13 protein-coding genes are annotated in these 15,752 nt (G+C 70.8%); 5 read left to right on the plus strand and 8 right to left on the minus strand.

Annotated elements, in window-relative coordinates:
- Positions 1-110: 110 nt before the first annotated feature.
- On the plus strand, positions 111-806 hold the full coding sequence (locus ACQEVI_RS10720) for a TetR/AcrR family transcriptional regulator (RefSeq protein WP_432898029.1): 696 nt from the start codon (positions 111-113) through the stop codon (positions 804-806).
- Between the two features lie 65 nt (positions 807-871).
- Here the strand turns inward: ACQEVI_RS10720 and ACQEVI_RS10725 are convergent, their stop codons facing one another.
- A complete protein-coding gene (locus ACQEVI_RS10725; protein WP_432898032.1) occupies positions 872-1,855 on the minus strand; it encodes a glycoside hydrolase family 6 protein in 984 nt (327 codons plus the stop codon).
- Between the two features lie 193 nt (positions 1,856-2,048).
- A complete protein-coding gene (pgm, locus tag ACQEVI_RS10730; RefSeq protein WP_432898035.1) occupies positions 2,049-3,740 on the minus strand; it encodes a phosphoglucomutase (alpha-D-glucose-1,6-bisphosphate-dependent) in 1,692 nt (563 codons plus the stop codon).
- A gap of 74 nt (positions 3,741-3,814) precedes the next feature.
- Between pgm and ACQEVI_RS10735 the strand changes: the two genes are divergently transcribed.
- Positions 3,815-4,150, plus strand: coding sequence for a rhodanese-like domain-containing protein (locus ACQEVI_RS10735; protein WP_432898038.1), 336 nt, complete (start codon positions 3,815-3,817; stop codon positions 4,148-4,150).
- A gap of 50 nt (positions 4,151-4,200) precedes the next feature.
- Here the strand turns inward: ACQEVI_RS10735 and ACQEVI_RS10740 are convergent, their stop codons facing one another.
- Both ACQEVI_RS10740 and ACQEVI_RS10745 read right to left on the minus strand, forming a co-directional pair.
- Positions 4,201-5,901: a family 10 glycosylhydrolase gene (locus ACQEVI_RS10740; RefSeq protein ID WP_432898040.1), complete on the minus strand. Its 1,701-nt coding sequence runs from the start codon at positions 5,899-5,901 to the stop codon at positions 4,201-4,203.
- Positions 5,902-6,164: 263 nt separating this feature from the next.
- A complete protein-coding gene (locus ACQEVI_RS10745) occupies positions 6,165-6,485 on the minus strand; it encodes a GNAT family N-acetyltransferase (protein ID WP_432898043.1) in 321 nt (106 codons plus the stop codon).
- 117 nt (positions 6,486-6,602) lie between these two features.
- On the opposite strand from ACQEVI_RS10745, the gene ACQEVI_RS10750 reads away from it, so the two are divergent.
- The 3 genes from ACQEVI_RS10750 (at position 6,603) to ACQEVI_RS10760 (ending at position 9,938) form a co-directional block, all read left to right on the plus strand.
- Positions 6,603-7,823, plus strand: a complete 1,221-nt coding sequence (locus tag ACQEVI_RS10750) for an MFS transporter (RefSeq protein WP_432898046.1) — start codon at positions 6,603-6,605, stop codon at positions 7,821-7,823.
- A 108-nt stretch (positions 7,824-7,931) separates the two neighbouring features.
- Entirely contained in the window at positions 7,932-8,393 is a 462-nt protein-coding gene (locus tag ACQEVI_RS10755) for an NfeD family protein (RefSeq protein WP_432898049.1), read from the plus strand.
- 90 nt (positions 8,394-8,483) lie between these two features.
- The gene (locus ACQEVI_RS10760; protein ID WP_432898052.1) at positions 8,484-9,938 is read left to right on the plus strand and encodes a flotillin family protein; all 1,455 of its coding nucleotides are present in this window, start codon (positions 8,484-8,486) and stop codon (positions 9,936-9,938) included.
- A gap of 87 nt (positions 9,939-10,025) precedes the next feature.
- Here the strand turns inward: ACQEVI_RS10760 and ACQEVI_RS10765 are convergent, their stop codons facing one another.
- The 4 genes from ACQEVI_RS10765 to ACQEVI_RS10780 form a co-directional block, all read right to left on the minus strand.
- Positions 10,026-11,336, minus strand: coding sequence for an MFS transporter (locus tag ACQEVI_RS10765; protein WP_432898055.1), 1,311 nt, complete (start codon positions 11,334-11,336; stop codon positions 10,026-10,028).
- Between the two features lie 259 nt (positions 11,337-11,595).
- Positions 11,596-12,717 carry a hypothetical protein gene (locus ACQEVI_RS10770; RefSeq protein ID WP_432898058.1) on the minus strand — a complete coding sequence of 374 codons (1,122 nt, stop codon included), beginning with the start codon at positions 12,715-12,717 and terminating at the stop codon, positions 11,596-11,598.
- Between the two features lie 81 nt (positions 12,718-12,798).
- Entirely contained in the window at positions 12,799-14,253 is a 1,455-nt protein-coding gene (locus ACQEVI_RS10775) for a hypothetical protein (protein WP_432898060.1), read from the minus strand.
- A gap of 225 nt (positions 14,254-14,478) precedes the next feature.
- Complete coding sequence (locus ACQEVI_RS10780; RefSeq protein ID WP_432898063.1) at positions 14,479-15,693, minus strand: VIT1/CCC1 transporter family protein; 1,215 nt, start codon at positions 15,691-15,693, stop codon at positions 14,479-14,481.
- Positions 15,694-15,752 lie beyond the last annotated feature (59 nt).

Consider the following 15,752-nt stretch of genomic DNA (forward strand, 5'->3'; position numbering starts at 1 on the left):
TGGCAAGGGGGACGAGGAGGGCAATCGATGCACCACTGTATCCGATACATGAGTGCATCCAATACGCGGGTGTATTGATAGGCTGGTCACTTCCACCCTGAGGAGTTCCTGTGACCACTGAGCCCACCGCTGACGTCGGCTCCGGGTCGGCCGTCGAGCGTGCGCTCACCACCGCCCTGACGCCGCGACGTGAACGAACCCGCGAGCGCCTGCTCGACGCCGCTTTCACCGTCTTCGCGCGCCATGGCATCCACGGCGCGTCCATCGAGGCCGTATGCGAGGCCGCCGGGTTCACCCGTGGCGCCTTCTACTCGAACTTCAGCAGCAAGGAGGAGCTGTTCCTCGCGCTCGCCGAACGGGCGATGCGTCAACAGCTCGCCATGCTGGAGTCGATCGGCAAGGAGCTGCAGCCGGACATCGTCCGCGGTGGCACCGTGGACCACGAGGCGATCAGCGCCATCCTCTCGGTGATGGTCACCGACCCGGGGGACGCCCAGCAGTGGTCGCTGATGCATGCCGAGCTGGAGCTGCTCGCGATGCGCGAGCCTGCCGTCGGCCGTCCGTTCCTCGCGCAGAAGGAGATGCTCCGTACGGAGCTGGGGGCTGCCATCGAGCGCATCCTCGAACACCTGGGGCTGCGGTTCACCGTTGACGTGCGCACGGCGGTCGATCTGCTGCTCAGCGTGCACGAGTCGTCCGCCCGGGCCGCGATCGTCGCGAGCTCCACGCCGGAGGACGGCGACGCCGCTCCCGGCACCGCCGTCCTGACCGAGCTCGTCAACCTCCTGGTGACGACCGCCGACTGACCTGGCTGGGCGCACGCACCCAGCGCACGCACCCAGCGCGCACGCCCAGTGCCCTCAGACAGCGCTCACCAGCGCGCGTTCGCGGCGAGCTCCAGCGCTATCTCCTGCCACCACTGCCCGGCCGCGGGGCCGCCGTTGCACGCGCCGTCCGACTCGCCCGGCAGCTTGACCCACAGCAGCGCGTCGAGTGATGTCGCGTCGTCGACGAACCGGGGCCGCTCGCCCAGGGCACGACCGCGCGGGTTGCACCACTGGCCGTTGGAGCCGTTGCCGTTGCGCGACGTGTCGATCACGTAGGGGCGCCCGCCCACCTGCGACGACACCTGCTCGGCGTAGGCCTGGGTGTCCGCCGTCGTCTGGTAGTTGGACGTGTTGAGCGCGAAGCCGACGGCGTCCGTGAAACCGATGAGCTGCAGTCGCCGCGCGGCCTCGCTCGCGCCCAGCCACCCGGAGTGCCCCGCGTCGATGTAGACGCGCGCACCGGCGTCGGCCAGCGACGCCGCCGCGTACCGCAGGTAGCCGACGCGGTCGCCCTGGCCGTCGCAGTCGCCGAGCTGGGCCAGCGCGTCCGGTTCGAGGACCACCACCGGGTTGCCCACGATCCCGCTCGCCACCGTGTCGACCCACCGCGCGTACTCGCTCTCGGGCACGCCGCCGCCCGAGTGGTTGCCGCAGTCGCGGCCCGGGATCGCGTACACGGTGAGGACGCCGGTCTGCCCGGCGGCCGCCGCACGGCCCGTGTAGTCCGCGACCTGCTGGCGGGTCTGGTCTGCGCCAGCCCAGTCGCCCACCCAGTACGCCTGCGGCGTCAGGGCGATCTTGGCGAGCAGGTCCTTGTTCGTCCCGCTCGCCGCCTGCCACGCGGCGTACGCCTGGGTGGTGGGGTCCACGTAGAGGTCCGTCGCCGCGGGGGACGCCCCGAGGCTGGTCACACCGAGACTGGTCACACCGGCCGTGGCGCTCTGTGAGACCGCGATGGTGCCGGTGGTCATGAGGGCGAGGGCAGCGGCCAGGGCCGCCGTTCGGGTACGACGTCGTACGCGAGACATAGCGCTCTCCGTTCAGGTCGGGTTCACCCCGGCCGGACCGACCGAGGCGTACCCGCGTGACGCTAGGAAGAACGCGACCGCCCGAGAACCACACGAATCGTTTAACCCCGCACAAGCGCGTCTTGGTCGTGAGCGTGACGGTCGCGACTACATGCCCGTTCCAGACGCAACGGTCGCGCCCACAACCAAGTCCTCAGGCCAGGGCTTCGTCCACCAGCGTCTTTGCGGCCTCCTGCACCTCCGTCAGGTGCTCGGCGGACACGAACGACTCCGCGTAGATCTTGTACACGTCCTCGGTGCCGCTCGGCCGCGCGGCGAACCAGGCGTCCGCCGTCGTGACCTTGAGCCCGCCGATCTTCGCGCCGTTGCCGGGCGCCTCCGTGAGCTTCGCCGTGATGTCCTGCCCGGCGAGCGTGGTGGAGGTGACAGCCGACGGCGACAGCGCGCCGAGCCGGGCCTTCTGCTCGCGTGTGGCGGCGGCGTCGACGCGGGCGTACCAGCTCTCCCCGAAGCGCTCGACCTGCGCCGTGTGGTGCGCGGACGGCGACGTGCCGGTCGTGGCGAGGATCTCCGAGGCGAGCAGGGCGAGCAGGATGCCGTCCTTGTCGGTGGACCAGACGCGGCCGTCCTTGCGCAGGAACGACGCGCCGGCCGACTCCTCACCGCCGAACCCGACCTCTCCGGAGAGCAGGCCCGGGACGAACCACTTGAAGCCGACAGGCACCTCCAGGAGCTGGCGGTTCAGGTCTCCGGCCACCCTGTCGACGAGCGCCGACGACACGAGGGTCTTGCCGATCGCCGCACCCGCCGGCCAGCCGGGACGTGCCCCGCCGTAGAGGTACTCGATGGCCACCGCGAGAAAGTGGTTGGGGTTCATGAGGCCGTCGGGCGTGACGATGCCGTGCCGGTCCGAGTCGGCGTCGTTCCCCGTGGCGATGTCGAAGGGCGCCCCGCCTGCGACGTCGGTCCCGGTCATCTTCTCCACCAGCGACGCCATCGCGTAGGGCGAGCTGCAGTCCATCCGGATCTTGCCGTCCCAGTCGAGCGTCATGAACGCCCAGCGGGGGTCGACCTGCGGGTTCACGACCGTCAGGTCGAGGTCGTACCGCTCGGCGATCGCGCCCCAGTACTCGACCGAGGCCCCGCCCAGCGGGTCGGCGCCGATGCGCACCCCGGACGTGCGGATCGCCTCGAGGTCCAGCACGTTCGCGAGGTCGTCGACGTACGAGGACAGGAAGTCGTGGCGGTGCGTCGCTTCGGAGGCCAGCGCGGCCTCCAGGGAGACGCGCTTCACCTGCCCGACGCCGGTGCGCAGGATCTCGTTGGCCCGGTCCGCTATCCACCCGGTCGCGTCGGACCCGGCAGGCCCGCCGTGCGGCGGGTTGTACTTGAAGCCGCCGTCCCGTGGCGGGTTGTGCGACGGCGTCACCACTATCCCGTCCGCGAGACCGGCGCCGGCGGCCGCCAGACCCGGCGTCCCCTCGGCGAACCGTGTCTGGTTGTGCAGCAGGATCGACTGGCTGACGGCGGGGGTCGGCGTCCAGGAGTCGCGAGCATCGACCATGATGTCGACGTCGGCGGCTGCGAGGACCTCCAGCGCCGTCTGCCAGGCCGGCTGGGACAGCGCGTGCGTGTCACGGCCGATGAACAGGGGCCCGTCAGTGCCCTGGCCTCGTCGGTACTCCACGATCGCGGCCGTGATCGCCACGATGTGTGCCTCGTTGAAGGCGTGGTCCAGGCTCGACCCGCGGTGACCCGAGGTGCCGAACGCCACCTGCTGCCCAGGGTCGTCCGGGTCCGGCGAGAGGTCGTAGTAGGCGCCCACCACCTGGTCGACGTCGATGAGGTCGCTGGGCTGGGCGGGAGTTCCGGCACGCGCATCCATGCAGCCGATACTGCCAGGTACCGGGCGGGTCCGTCGCCGCCGGAGCGCCGGCGGTGTCGTCGTAGGCTGGAGCCATGTTCCAGCCGATGCTGCCCGAGGTTCCCTCGGTCCACCCCACCGAGCTCGACCCCACCTCTCCGGTGCCCGACGGGTCCGTGCTCCTGGACGTCCGCGAGCAGGACGAGTGGGACGCCGGCCACGCCCCCGGCGCCGTGCACATCCCGCTGGGCGACCTGCCCGCGCGGTACGGCGAGCTGGACGCGGACTCGCAGGTCCTGGTCATGTGTCACTCCGGCGGACGCTCCGCGCGGGCCACGCAGTGGCTCAACGAGGCGGTGGGCCTCGAGGCGACAAACCTCGACGGCGGCATCGTCGCGTGGCAGGGCATCGGGCTACCCGTCGAGCGCTGAGGCTCGGCTCGCCGGGAGCCCGGGACGCGGCCTACCCGGTGGGACGACGCCTACCGGGTGCCGCGCGGCCGGCTCGGCTCGGTCTCGTTCCAGACCCGGTCCAGCGCGGTGACGACGTAGGTGTACTCGGTACCGGACGCGGCCGACGTGTCGAGCCACGACTGGACGCGCCCGCCGGCGGAGCGAAACGTCCCGATGAGGTGCGCAGGGTCGTCGATGTCCACGGAGCCGACGGAGCCGGCCACGCGGTACACCGCGAACGACGTGGCCCTGGCGGACCTGGGGCCGATGTCCGCCAGGTGGATGCGGACACCGTCGCGCACCCTGCGCACGTTCGTGAGCACCGGGGTGACGACGTCCTCCGCCGGCAGGTGCGGCGTCGGCGGGATGAGCGCCGGGTGCTGGTAGTGGTCCGCGACGACCTTCGACATCCCGCCCTGTGCGTCGAGCGGCACGTGCTTGGCCGAGTAGTAGACGTTGCCGTGGATCGGCCCGACGTCCCGGCTGACCTCTCGGCACAGGTCGATGTGGTTGGTCATCTCGGCCGGGTCCGTGAAGACCCCGCTCGTCATCTTGTACAGGCCCTCGCCGACGTAGAGCTGCGTGCCGGACTGCGCGGCGACCTCCGCCCACCACGGGACGAGAGCCGAGTAGTCGGCGACCGCAAGCCCGATCTGCCAGTAGATCTGCGGGTTGACGTAGTCGAGCCAGCCCTCGAGCACCCACTTGCGGGTGTCGGCGAACTGGTCGTCGTACGACTGGGAGCCCCCGGTGTCCGAACCCAGCGGGTCGGTACCGGCGTTCCGCCAGATGCCGAACGGGCTGATCCCGAACTTCACCCAGGGCTTGGTCTCCTTGATGCGGCCGCTCATCGTCTCGACGAAGCGGTCCACGTTCGCACGGCGCCAGTCCTCGATGGAGTCGAAGTCCTCCCCGTACTGCTCGTACGTCCCGCCGTCGGGCAGCGTCTGGCCGGCCACCGGGTACGGGTAGAAGTAGTCGTCGAAGTGGACACCGTCGATGTCGTACTGCTCGACGGCGTGCAGGATCGCCCGCTGGATGTGCTCCTGCGCCTCGGGGATGCCCGGGTCGAAGTAGAGCTTGCCGCCGTACGCCCACACCCAGTCCGGGTGCTGCCGCGCCGGGTGGTCGGCTACCAGCCGTGCCGGGTCGGTCTGCATCGACACGCGGTACGGGTTGAACCAGGCGTGCAGCTCGATGTTGCGCTTGTGCGCCTCCTCGACCATGAACGCGAGCGGGTCGTAGCCCGGGTCCTGACCCTGCGTACCGGTGAGGTACTGGGACCACGGCTCGTACGGGCTGTCGTAGAACGCGTCGGCCGTGGGCCGCACCTGCACGAACACGGCGTTCAGCCGGTTCTCCTCCGCGACGTCGAGCCAGTGCAGGAACTCGGCCTTCTGGGTCGCGGCGTCCAGCCCGCTCGTCGAAGGCCAGTCGATGTTGGCCACCGAGGCGATCCACATGGCGCGCAGCTCGCGCTTCAGGCTCAGGGCCGACGACGGCTCCGGCGTGGCGTTACCCGTCAGGGCAGGCGCGCCGAGTGCGGTGGCCGGGTCGAGCGCTGCGATCGTCACGCTGATCGCGGCTGCTCCCGTGCCTGCCGCCGCCATCGTGAGGAACTCACGGCGACCGATCCCCGACATCACCCCCGACAGCCTTGCCGGCGGAAGCGACGTGGTGCGCGCATAGGCGGGCATCGGTGTCGCCTCGCGGCGGGAGGGGTGCCTCACGTACTTGACCTCCGGTAATGGCTGCTGGGGGTTGGTGCCGTGGCGCGTCGTGTTGTGTTGTCGTCGTACTGCTGAGTCGTACTCCTGAGGCGTACTGCCAAGTTGGCCGGCGCCGATCCGGGAAACACTGAGGTGACGAACAATGCCACCGGGCGGCGCCGTGAGGAAACTCTCGCACATGTCGCGTCGGATGTGAAGTTTGCAGTGCGGTCGAGATTGTGAAACTTACTTTCTCCGCCGCCCGCGGACTCGGCCCACGTGCCTCAATCCACCGCAGGCTGCCGCAGCAGGTCGTCATACTCCGGTGCGTGCTTCTTCACGTAGGAGCGGATGTAGGGGCACAGCGCGACAACCTCCCCGCCTGCCTCGCGCACCATCCCGAGCGAGGCCTTCGCGAGCCGCCCGGCGAAGCCACGACCCTCGTACTCCTCGAACACCTCGGTGTGCACGAAGACGACGGCACCACTGTCGATCTCGTAGGCGGCGAAGCCGGCCAGGGCTCCGTCCACGCTCACCTCGAAACGGGACTTCTCGGGGTTGTCGGTAACTGTCACCAGCGGTTCATCGGCCATCTCATCGGTCATAGGGCAATCGTGTGCCATCGGGACCCCCGCCTGCCACTCTGCTCGCCGCCCGGCGGAAACCGGCTGCCCACCAGAAGCTGTCGGACCGGTGTCAGTGGTCGATGGCACACTCGATCCGTGCCACAGACCGCTGCCTCACCCCGCTCCAACCCCTACGCAGCGGTGCTCCGTACCCCTGGAGCGCTCAGGTTCTCCGCGGCCGGAGCGCTCGCTCGCCTGCCGATGTCGATGGTCGGGATCGGCGCCGTCCTGATGGTGCAGGGTCTGTACGACAGCTACGCCATGGCGGGCCGCGTCGCGGCGGTCCTGGGGCTGGCGCAGGCGTTCCTCGCCCCGCAGATCGCGCGCTGGGTCGACCGGCGCGGTCAACGGACGGTCCTGCTGCCTGCGCTCGTCGTGTCGGTGATCGGCATGGGCGGGCTCATCGCGGCCGCGGTGCTCGGCGCGCCCGAGTGGGTGCTGTGGCCGTTCGCCGTGCTCGCCGGCGGCAGCCAGGGTTCGTACGGCTCGATGGTCCGGGCGCGCTGGAACCACGCGCTCGACGACCCGCGCCGTCTGCACACCGCGTACTCGCTGGAGTCCTCGGTCGACGAACTGGTCTTCATAGTGGGCCCGGTGCTCGCCACGACACTCGCGACGGCGGTCGCGGCGCCGTCGGCCCTGGTGCTCGCCGGCGTGGCAGCCCTGGTGGGCGGCGTGCTGTTCGTGGTGCAGCGCGCGACGGAGCCACCGGTCGTCGCACCGGACGCCGGAGTGCGGCACCGCGCCGTCGTGCTCATCCCCGGCATGCCGGTCATGGTGCTCGTCTTCGTGGCGATGGGCGTGATCTTCGGCTCCATGGAGGTCACCACCGTGGCGTTCGCCGAGGAGCTGGGCAGCAAGGGCATGTCGGGTGTCGTGCTCGCGGTCTTCGCGCTCGGCTCGATGATCGCCGGGCTCGCCTACGGCGCCCGCCACTTCGTCAGCCCGGCGTCCCGGCGGTTCGTGATCGGCATGGCGACGCTCGGCCCGGGTGTGTCCCTGTTCCTGCTGGCGCAGTCGCTCTGGATGCTGGCGATCGCGATGTTCGTGGCCGGGCTCGCCATCGCTCCGACGCTCATCACCGGCAACGGTCTGGTGCAGGACATGGTCGGCAAGCACCAGCTCACCGAGGCGCTGACCTGGGTCGGCACCTCGATAGGCATCGGCGCCTCGCTGGGCGCATCGATCGCCGGAGCACGCGTGGACGACGCGGGGGCGGCCGCGGGCTTCCTCATCACCGTCGGTGCGGGCTGGTTCGCGACGCTCCTGACCCTCGCCGCGAGCGGAACTCTCCGGCGGCAGTCGGCAGCGCGCTAACGAGAGGTGAAGATCGCGGCGGCAATTCACCCCGTTCGACGCCCGATCGCAAAGGTCCCCCTGATACGTTGCATCCGACTTTTCCAAATCTTCACGAACGGACCCGGGATGCTCGTCTTCATCATCATCGGTCTGCTCGGGCTCGCGCTGGCGGTCGCCTCGCTCGTGCTCGGCGACTTCCTCGACCTGGCCGACGGTGCCCTCTCGGGCACCTCGCTGGGCGCCGGCGGGATGCTGTTCGGCGCCACGGGCATGGTCGTGCTGTCGTCCGGGCTCGAGCCGTGGGTCGCCTACCCGGCCGGGATCGTGGTCGGCATCCTGGTGATCGTTCTCGTCAACGTGCTGCTCAAGCGCCTCAAGGCCGGCGACGACGGCACACCCGTCTCCCTCGTGGGCAGCCAGGGCTCCGTCACGTCCGACGTCGACCGCGGCCACGGCGAGGTCTCCCTCGATGCCGCCACCGAGCTCGAGACCCGGCTCGCGTTCTCGGACGAGCCCATCGAGCAGGGCACGCGGATCGTCGTCGTCGAGCAGCACGGTGCGCGCGTCAAGGTCGAGCCGGTGCGCTGAGCCGCACCCCGCCGTCCGCCGTCTTACCCCCGCACAACCACATATCCGGCCGGGACCGCATGAGCCGGGCCGACGCACCCCAGGAGCAACATGGAAATGACCGGTCAGCTGGTGGGCATCGTCGCCGTAGTGGCAGGTGTGCTCGCGATCTTCCTCGTGCTCGCGTTCATCGCGAGCCGCATCCGGCGCGTGCCGCCGAACGAGGCGTTGATCATCGTGGGCCGCGGCGCGGGGAAGTCCGAGGCGCAGATGGCGAGCCAGCGCGTCGTCGTCGGCGGGCGGGCGTTCGTGTGGCCGGTGCTGCAGCAGGGCTTCGCGATCTCCCTGGAGCAGCGCCAGATCGGCATCACCGTCGAGGGTGTCGACAAGAACCGCATCAAGATCGCCATCAAGGCGTCGATCAACTTCAAGGTGCGGGGTGACGAGGAGGGCGTCCGGCGGGCCGCCCAGCGCTTCCTGTCCCAGCAGCACCTCCTGACCGAGATCATCAAGGAGTCCCTCGAGGGCTCCCTGCGGTCGATCGTCGGCGACATGACGATCGAGCAGATCATCTCGGACCGTAAGGGCCTGTCGGACCGCGTCGTGCAGTCCACCAAGACCGATCTCTCCGAGCAGGGTCTCCAGGTCGACCTGCTGAACATCTCCGACATCTCGACGCCGGGATCGGACTATCTCGCGAACCTCGGTCGCGCCGAGGCCGCCAACGCCCGTCAGCTCGCCGAGGTGTCCGAGGCGGAGGCCAACCGCGCCGCGGAGTTCGCCGTGATCGAGGCGGCCGAGCAGATCGCCGTACGCAAGAAGGCCCTCGACCTCAAGAAGGCCACCATCAAGGCCGAGACGGACCGGGCCAACGCCGAGGCCGACGCCGCCGGCCAGCTCGCCCGCGCCGAGCAGGACCGGCTCGTGGCCCAGCAGGAGCGCGAGGCCATGGCCGAGAAGGCCCGCGTGGAGCAGGAGCGGCTCGACATCGAGGTCCGCAAGCCCGCCGAGGCCCAGGCCTACGCGGAGGTCCAGGGCGCCAACGCCCGTCGTGACGCCAACAACGCGGCCACGGAGGCCGAGGCGTTCAAGCGCACCACTATCGCCGGGGCGAACAAGACGGCCGCGCTGCAGGACGCCGAGGCGTCCGCCGAGTCGGTGCGCCGCGCCGGTGAGGCCGAGCGCGACAAGCAGGTCGCGTTGGCCGCCGGTGTCGAGGCCGAGGGCCGGGCGCGCGCCATCGCCATCGAGGCACAGGGTCTCGCCGAGGCGACCTCCATCGACGCCAAGGCCGAGGCGCTGCGCAAGTACGGCGAGGCCGCACTGGTGCAGGAGCTCATCGAGCGTCTGCCCGAGATCGTCCGCGCCGCTTCCGAGCCGATCGCGTCGATCCAGGGCATGACCGTCATCTCCACGGACGGTGCCTCCGCGATCACGAAGAACGTGGCGTCGGTGCTCGGTGAGGGCCAGGGTGTCATCAAGCAGCTGACGGGCGTGGACATCAACCAGCTCATCTCGAACCTGGCGGCGGCCCCCGCCAACGGCGACCCTGCCGAGAAGAGCTGACCCACCGAACTGCCGCGCTGAGTGCTGGGTATTTGTGCGATCGAACGCTTCGATCCCACAAATACCCAGCACTCAGCGCGTTGTGGGTCAGGGTTCCGGGTGGCGGGCGTCGTAGCGCCAGAAACGTGGGGTCAGGCGGACAATCAGCCAGAGGAGTGCCAGGCAGGTCAGGCCGCCGACGACGGCCGCCCAGCCCTCGCCGAACCATGTCGCCTCGGCGCCGAGGACCATCTCGCCGAGGCGGGGTCCGCCGGCCACCACCACGATGAACACTCCCTGCAGCCGCCCGCGCATGTGGTCGGGCGTGGCGGTCTGCAGGATGCTCTGCCGGAACACCGACGAGACGCTGTCGGACCCGCCGGCGAGCGCCAGCGCGACCCCTGCCGCGACAACCGCCCAGACGATCGGCCCGTCGGGCGAGCCGCGTCCCACGAGCACGAGGACCAGCCCGAAGGCGGCGATCGACACGGCCCATGCGGTGATGGCCCAGATGATCACCTGCCCCTGCTTGCGGATGCGTGTCAGCCCGCCGGAGAACACTCCCGCGAGGATGCCGCCGGCGGCGAAGGCCGCGGCGAGCAGGCCGGTGGTCGTCTCACCGCCGCCGAGGTAGATGACGCCAGCAGCGGGCCACAGGACGCGCGGGAACGACAGGACCATCGCGCAGACGTCGACGAGGAAGGTCGTGCGCACGTTGGGCTGGGTCGCGAGGTAGCGCAGGCCGTCCAGCACCGAGCGCAGCCCGACGACGCCTACGCGGCCCTTGGGGTTCAGCGCACCGGCGTCGGGCTCCGTGCCCTCGGGCGGCACGGGCGGCAGCCGGAACACGGCCCAGAGCGCCGCGAGGAACAGCACCATGTCGAGCGTGTACGCCCAGGCATAGCCGAGCTGGGAGACCAGCAGCGCGCCGATCAGCGGCCCGCCGGTCAGCGCGACGTTCCAGGAGAGCGTCATCAGCGCATTCGCCGCCGGCATGAGCTCCTTGGGGAGCAGCCGCGGGATGATCGCCGACCGTGCTGGGTTGTTGATGGCGAAGGCCGCGCTCTGCACCGCGACGAGCCCGTACAGCAGGTGCACCGACTCCACCTCGAACCACGCCTGCGCGGCGATGCCGGCGACGACCGCCCACAGCACCAGCGACGACAGGAGCGACACCTTGCGCCGGTCGTAGTGGTCCACGAGGGCCCCGCCGTACAGACCGAGCACCACGAGCGGGACGAGCGAGAACAGGCCAAGCAGGCCGACCGCGAGCGTCGATCCGGTCATGGCGTAGATCTGCAGGCCCACCGCGACGATGGTCACCTGCGTGCCGATGTTCGAGACCGAGAGCCCGAACCAGAGCCGCCGATAGTCGGCCGACACCTTCAGCGGTGTGGTGTCGGCGAGCAGATGGCGCATGGTGCTCCGATACTAGGCCTCGCACGGACGGCGTCACGCAGACGACAGAGCGGGCGCTCAAGACACCCCCCGATGTCCTGAGCTCCCGCTCTGTGCTGTCCTGGTCCGCGGGCCGGGGCGCCCCCCAGCGGCGCCCCGACCCTACGAACCTGCCGACCCGGGTGTTGACCGGCCCTCGGTCATGAGTCACCGTGATGGCTCATGAACGCTGACCGCGCCCGGATCGTTGTCAACCGGCGAAGCGTGGTCTAGCCACGCTTCATCGGCGACGCGTTCGGAGCGCCGCGATCCCCAGCCCCAGAAGGAGCGAGATCAGCGAGAGCTGCCCCGTGATCATGTGGCCCGGCTCGGGGAGGGTGGGGTCAGGCACCATGACCGGTACCGCCTCCACCTCCGCCTCGGGCTCTGTGGTGAGGTTCAGGTCGTCGCCCAGACCCCCGGAGAGGTAGCTTCCCTCGTAGCTCTGCGGGGCGGGGCCGGACTTGTCTCCCCAGCCGATGTCGACACCCTCGTCGGCGTGGTCCCGGCCAGTGTCCGACCCGGCCGTGTCGTCGTCCTCGTCACCGCTGGACGTCGAGCTGACGCCGACGCTGGTGCCGTACTCGCCTCCGACCGTGACGCTGCCGGTCTTCTGTCCGTATCCGGCTCCCGGTGTGTGCACGTCGGGACCGTCGGTCCCGGACCATCCGGTGCCGGGACGCTCGGTGCGCGGACCGCCCTCGCCGTCGCTGCTTCCCGGTCGGCCCGTACCGGGGCCGCCCGTACCGGGGCGGTCGGTTCCAGGTCCGTCGGTTCCAGGTCCGTCGGTTCCGGGCTCTTCCGCGCCCGGCTCCTCAGTTCCAGGCTCCTCGGTACCGGGCTCTTCCGTACCCGGCTCCTCAGTGCCCGGCTCCTCAGTTCCAGGCTCTTCCGTACCTGGCTCCTCGACGCCCGGTTCCTCCGTACCCGGCTCCTCGGTCCCCGGCTCCTCAGTTCCAGGCTCTTCCGTACCCGGCTCCTCAGTACCCGGCTCCTCGACGCCACCCGTCAGCAGGTCGTCGACCAGACCGTCCTCGCCCAGCGCCCCGTCGACAACCCCGGCGACGTCGGCCTCCAGGAGCGATCCGATGATGCCCTCGCGGCCGACGAGGTCGCCCACCAGGCCCTTGCCATCGGTGGCGGGGCCGGCGTCCGCGGCGTCGACTCCCGAGCCCGCCGGGGCGCTCTCGACCACGTCGAGGTCACCGCGCGCGGCGGGCTCTTCCGCTACCGAGTCGACAGCTCCCTGAGCGACTGGATCCAACAGACCTTCCTCGGCGGCGTGCGCGGAGGAGGCGCCGACGACCATGAGGCCGCCCGCAACAAGTGCCGTGTAGAGCACGCGCTGGAAGTTTTTGTCCATGGGTCTCTCCTAGCCTGGCGTGGAGCCGACGGCAGATGCACCGTCGGGCTATGCCGCACGTGAAGGCGCGGCCCAGCCAGGTCAGGCAGGAGAGACAGGGATATCCGTGTAGCTGCTCGAAAGCTTCGCACGCGCCTCGTCGGTCGCTGCGCTCCAGGAGCGGGCCCGGAAGACCAGCAGGGCGGAGAGCGCTGCGAGGAGCTCGCCGCCCGGCACCTTCAGCTGGGGTGCACCGCCGCCGAGGAGGCCTGCGGCGCTCCCGGCCACCGCGTTGCCGGCGCCACCGGCGCCGAACGGAAGCTCCGCACCGAGGAGGCCGGGGCCGCCCGAGTGGACGACGTCGGTCGTCGCGGCGCTCAGCGCCGCGGCCGATGCGGCAGCGCCCAGGGGGGCGCTCACCTGCATCAGGTCGAGCATCGCGTGCCGGACCCCGGCAGAGGTCCAGACCACGACTGCGACGTCACCGGGAGCCTGCAGCGACCCCGGGTACGTCGACTCGGTGCCCTCGGCCTGCTCCGCCGGGACCACCGTGCTTGGACCGTCCGGCCGCGAGGGCTGGACGACGGGAGTCTCCGGCACCAGAACACCGGGCACCGGAGCGATCGGCTCGACGATTGGAGCCACGGGCTCGACGATCGGAGTCAGGGGTTCGAGGATCGGAGCCACCGGCTCGACGATCGGGGCGACTACCTCGACGACCGGTGTCAGGACCGGGTCGAGAAGATCCGTGACGGGGGCGGTGACGGGCTCGAGCGCCCCCACGATCGGCGCGGTCACGCCGCCCACGATGTCGGTCACCGGAGAGACCAGGCCGACGACGGGCGTCAGCACACCGCCGGTGACGGGAGCGAGCGACTCGGTCACCGGCTTGACGACCGCGCCGACCTGCTCGGTGACCGGCTTGAGGACCGGGTCGAGGATCGGGTCGGTGACCTGCCCGACGATCTCGGTCACCTGCGCGACCGGCTGCTTGGTGACCTGCGCGACGGCGTCGCCCACCGGCTTCGTCACCGTCTCGCGGACGGGCTCGGTCAGCGGCTCCAGCACGCCGCCGGTGACCTTCTCGACCGTGCCCTTGACGGTCTCGGTGACCGGCTCGTCCACCGTCCCGGCCGGTTCGGGCGCCGGCTTCGGTGCCGCGACGACGGGCTCTTCCTCGACGGCGGACGCCTCCTGCGGCGCGGGCTCGGCGGCCGGGCCGGGCGCGGGCGCCGTCGGCTCCGGTGCGGGCGTCTCCGGTGCGGGCGTCTCCGGTGCGGGCGGCTCCGTCGCCGCCGAGGGGCTGTCCGCCGTGGCCTGGCCGGCCGTGGTCCTGGTCAGCCCGAGCAGGTCGGTGGTTCGCGTGACGGTCTGCGTCGTCGCCTCGACCGTGTCGCCGAGAACGGCATCGAGTGGGCCGCGTTCCGCGGCGCTCGAAGGGGCCGCGAGAGTGACGCCGAGCGCGAGGCCCGCGGCGCCGAGGGCCACGGTTCCGACGGCGCGCGCGACAGCACGACGGAGGTGATCCCCCGTGCTGGTCAGCGCGTCCTTCGACATCGGTCTCCCGGCTCTCCGGCCCTTGGCGGGCCGCTGTCAGAGATGCATACACATTCAATCTGGTGGGGGTTCCAGATATCGGCAACTGCAGACCTGCGGTTTGCGGATCGCGAGTTTTGTGCTTAGGAACTGCGACATGTCAGGAGAGGCGCGCCATCTCGCCCTTCCCGCGCTTATCCACCCTATTGGAACACGGCAAAGGGCCCCTGTGGGTGAACTCTCGAATCACCCCACGGTGGCCCCGAAGACGAGGCCGAGCACGTAGGTGACGCCCGCCGCACCGAGGCCGATGGCGATCTGGCGCAGCGCCCGGGTGAGCGGCGAGGTACCCGACAGCAGCCCGACGACGGCGCCCGTCACCAGCAGCGCGAGCCCGACGAGGGCCGTGGCGACGATCACTGCCGCGAGACCATCGAGGCCGAGCAGGTAGGGCAGCACCGGAACCACCGCGCCCGACGCGAAGAAGCAGAAGGACGAGAGCGCCGCACCCCACGCGGTCCCGTGCGTCTCAAGATCGTCCACGTCGGCCGCGGAGTCCGCGGAGTCCGCCGAACGCTCCTCAGCCGGCTCCGCGTGCACCCGCAGGAGCGGTCCCTGCTGCTCCATGGGTGTGACGGCGAGCCTGGCGAGCACCGCGTCGGCGTGCGCCGTCGCGTCCTCGATGCTCATCCCCCGGGCGCGGTACACAAGTGCCAGCTCGTTCGCGTCGACGTCGAGGTGCGGCAGCGCGGCGTCCGCTTCAGCAGACGGCGACGACGCCTCGAGCAGCTCGCGCTGTGAGCGCACCGACACGAACTCCCCCGCGCCCATCGAGAGCGCACCCGCGAGGAGGCCGGCGAGCCCGGACAGCAGCACGGTGCTCGTCGCCACACCGGACGCGCCGATGCCGAGCACCAGCGCGAGGTTCGACACGAGCCCGTCGTTCGCACCGAACACGGCGGCGCGGAACGTGCCCGAGAGCCGGTTCCGACCCCTGGTGGCCAGCGCGCGCACCACTTCCTCGTGGATCTGCTCGTCGGCGGCCATGGTCACCGTGGCGTCGGCGTCGTGCGCGTACGACGACCTGGCCTCGGCGCGCTGCGCGAGCGCCAGCACGAAGACGCCGCCGAAGCGGCGCGCGAGGAACCCGAGCGCGCGCGTGCGCAGGTCACCGCGTACGGGCGCGCCGACGTCGGGACCCAGGAGGTCGAGCCAGTGCGACTCGTGTCTCTTCTCCGCGCGCGCGAGCGCGAGCAGGATCTCGCGTTCCTCGCCGGTGCGGCGTCCGGCGAGGTCGCGGTAGACCGCCGCCTCGGCCCGTTCGTCCGCGAGCAGCCGCCGCCACCGCCGGATGTCGGCGCGGGTCCGACGGCGGGACGGGTGCAGCTCCTGCGCACGCTCGGCGGGCGTCGGAGTGCCGGCGGACGGGCGCCGGGCCGGGTCGGACGGTAGGTGAGGCACTACGTCATCATGCCCACGGATCGCGGGGCGCGGGTTTCGTGGCTCCAGTGCACATTTTT

The sequence above is a fragment of the Promicromonospora sp. CA-289599 genome (assembly GCF_050936155.1).
In the GTDB taxonomy this organism is placed as follows: domain Bacteria; phylum Actinomycetota; class Actinomycetes; order Actinomycetales; family Cellulomonadaceae; genus Promicromonospora.

What these genes read in the sequence shown, in the direction of transcription:
- ACQEVI_RS10725 (WP_432898032.1), bottom strand. Translation starts at nt 1,855, where the DNA reads ATGTCTCGCGTACGACGTCGTACCCGAACGGCGGCCCTGGCCGCTGCC.
- pgm (WP_432898035.1), bottom strand. Translation starts at nt 3,740, where the DNA reads ATGGATGCGCGTGCCGGAACTCCCGCCCAGCCCAGCGACCTCATCGAC.
- ACQEVI_RS10735 (WP_432898038.1), top strand. Translation starts at nt 3,815, where the DNA reads ATGTTCCAGCCGATGCTGCCCGAGGTTCCCTCGGTCCACCCCACCGAG.
- ACQEVI_RS10745 (WP_432898043.1), bottom strand. Translation starts at nt 6,485, where the DNA reads ATGACCGATGAGATGGCCGATGAACCGCTGGTGACAGTTACCGACAAC.
- ACQEVI_RS10755 (WP_432898049.1), top strand. Translation starts at nt 7,932, where the DNA reads ATGCTCGTCTTCATCATCATCGGTCTGCTCGGGCTCGCGCTGGCGGTC.
- ACQEVI_RS10760 (WP_432898052.1), top strand. Translation starts at nt 8,484, where the DNA reads ATGGAAATGACCGGTCAGCTGGTGGGCATCGTCGCCGTAGTGGCAGGT.
- ACQEVI_RS10765 (WP_432898055.1), bottom strand. Translation starts at nt 11,336, where the DNA reads ATGCGCCATCTGCTCGCCGACACCACACCGCTGAAGGTGTCGGCCGAC.
- ACQEVI_RS10770 (WP_432898058.1), bottom strand. Translation starts at nt 12,717, where the DNA reads ATGGACAAAAACTTCCAGCGCGTGCTCTACACGGCACTTGTTGCGGGC.
- ACQEVI_RS10775 (WP_432898060.1), bottom strand. Translation starts at nt 14,253, where the DNA reads ATGTCGAAGGACGCGCTGACCAGCACGGGGGATCACCTCCGTCGTGCT.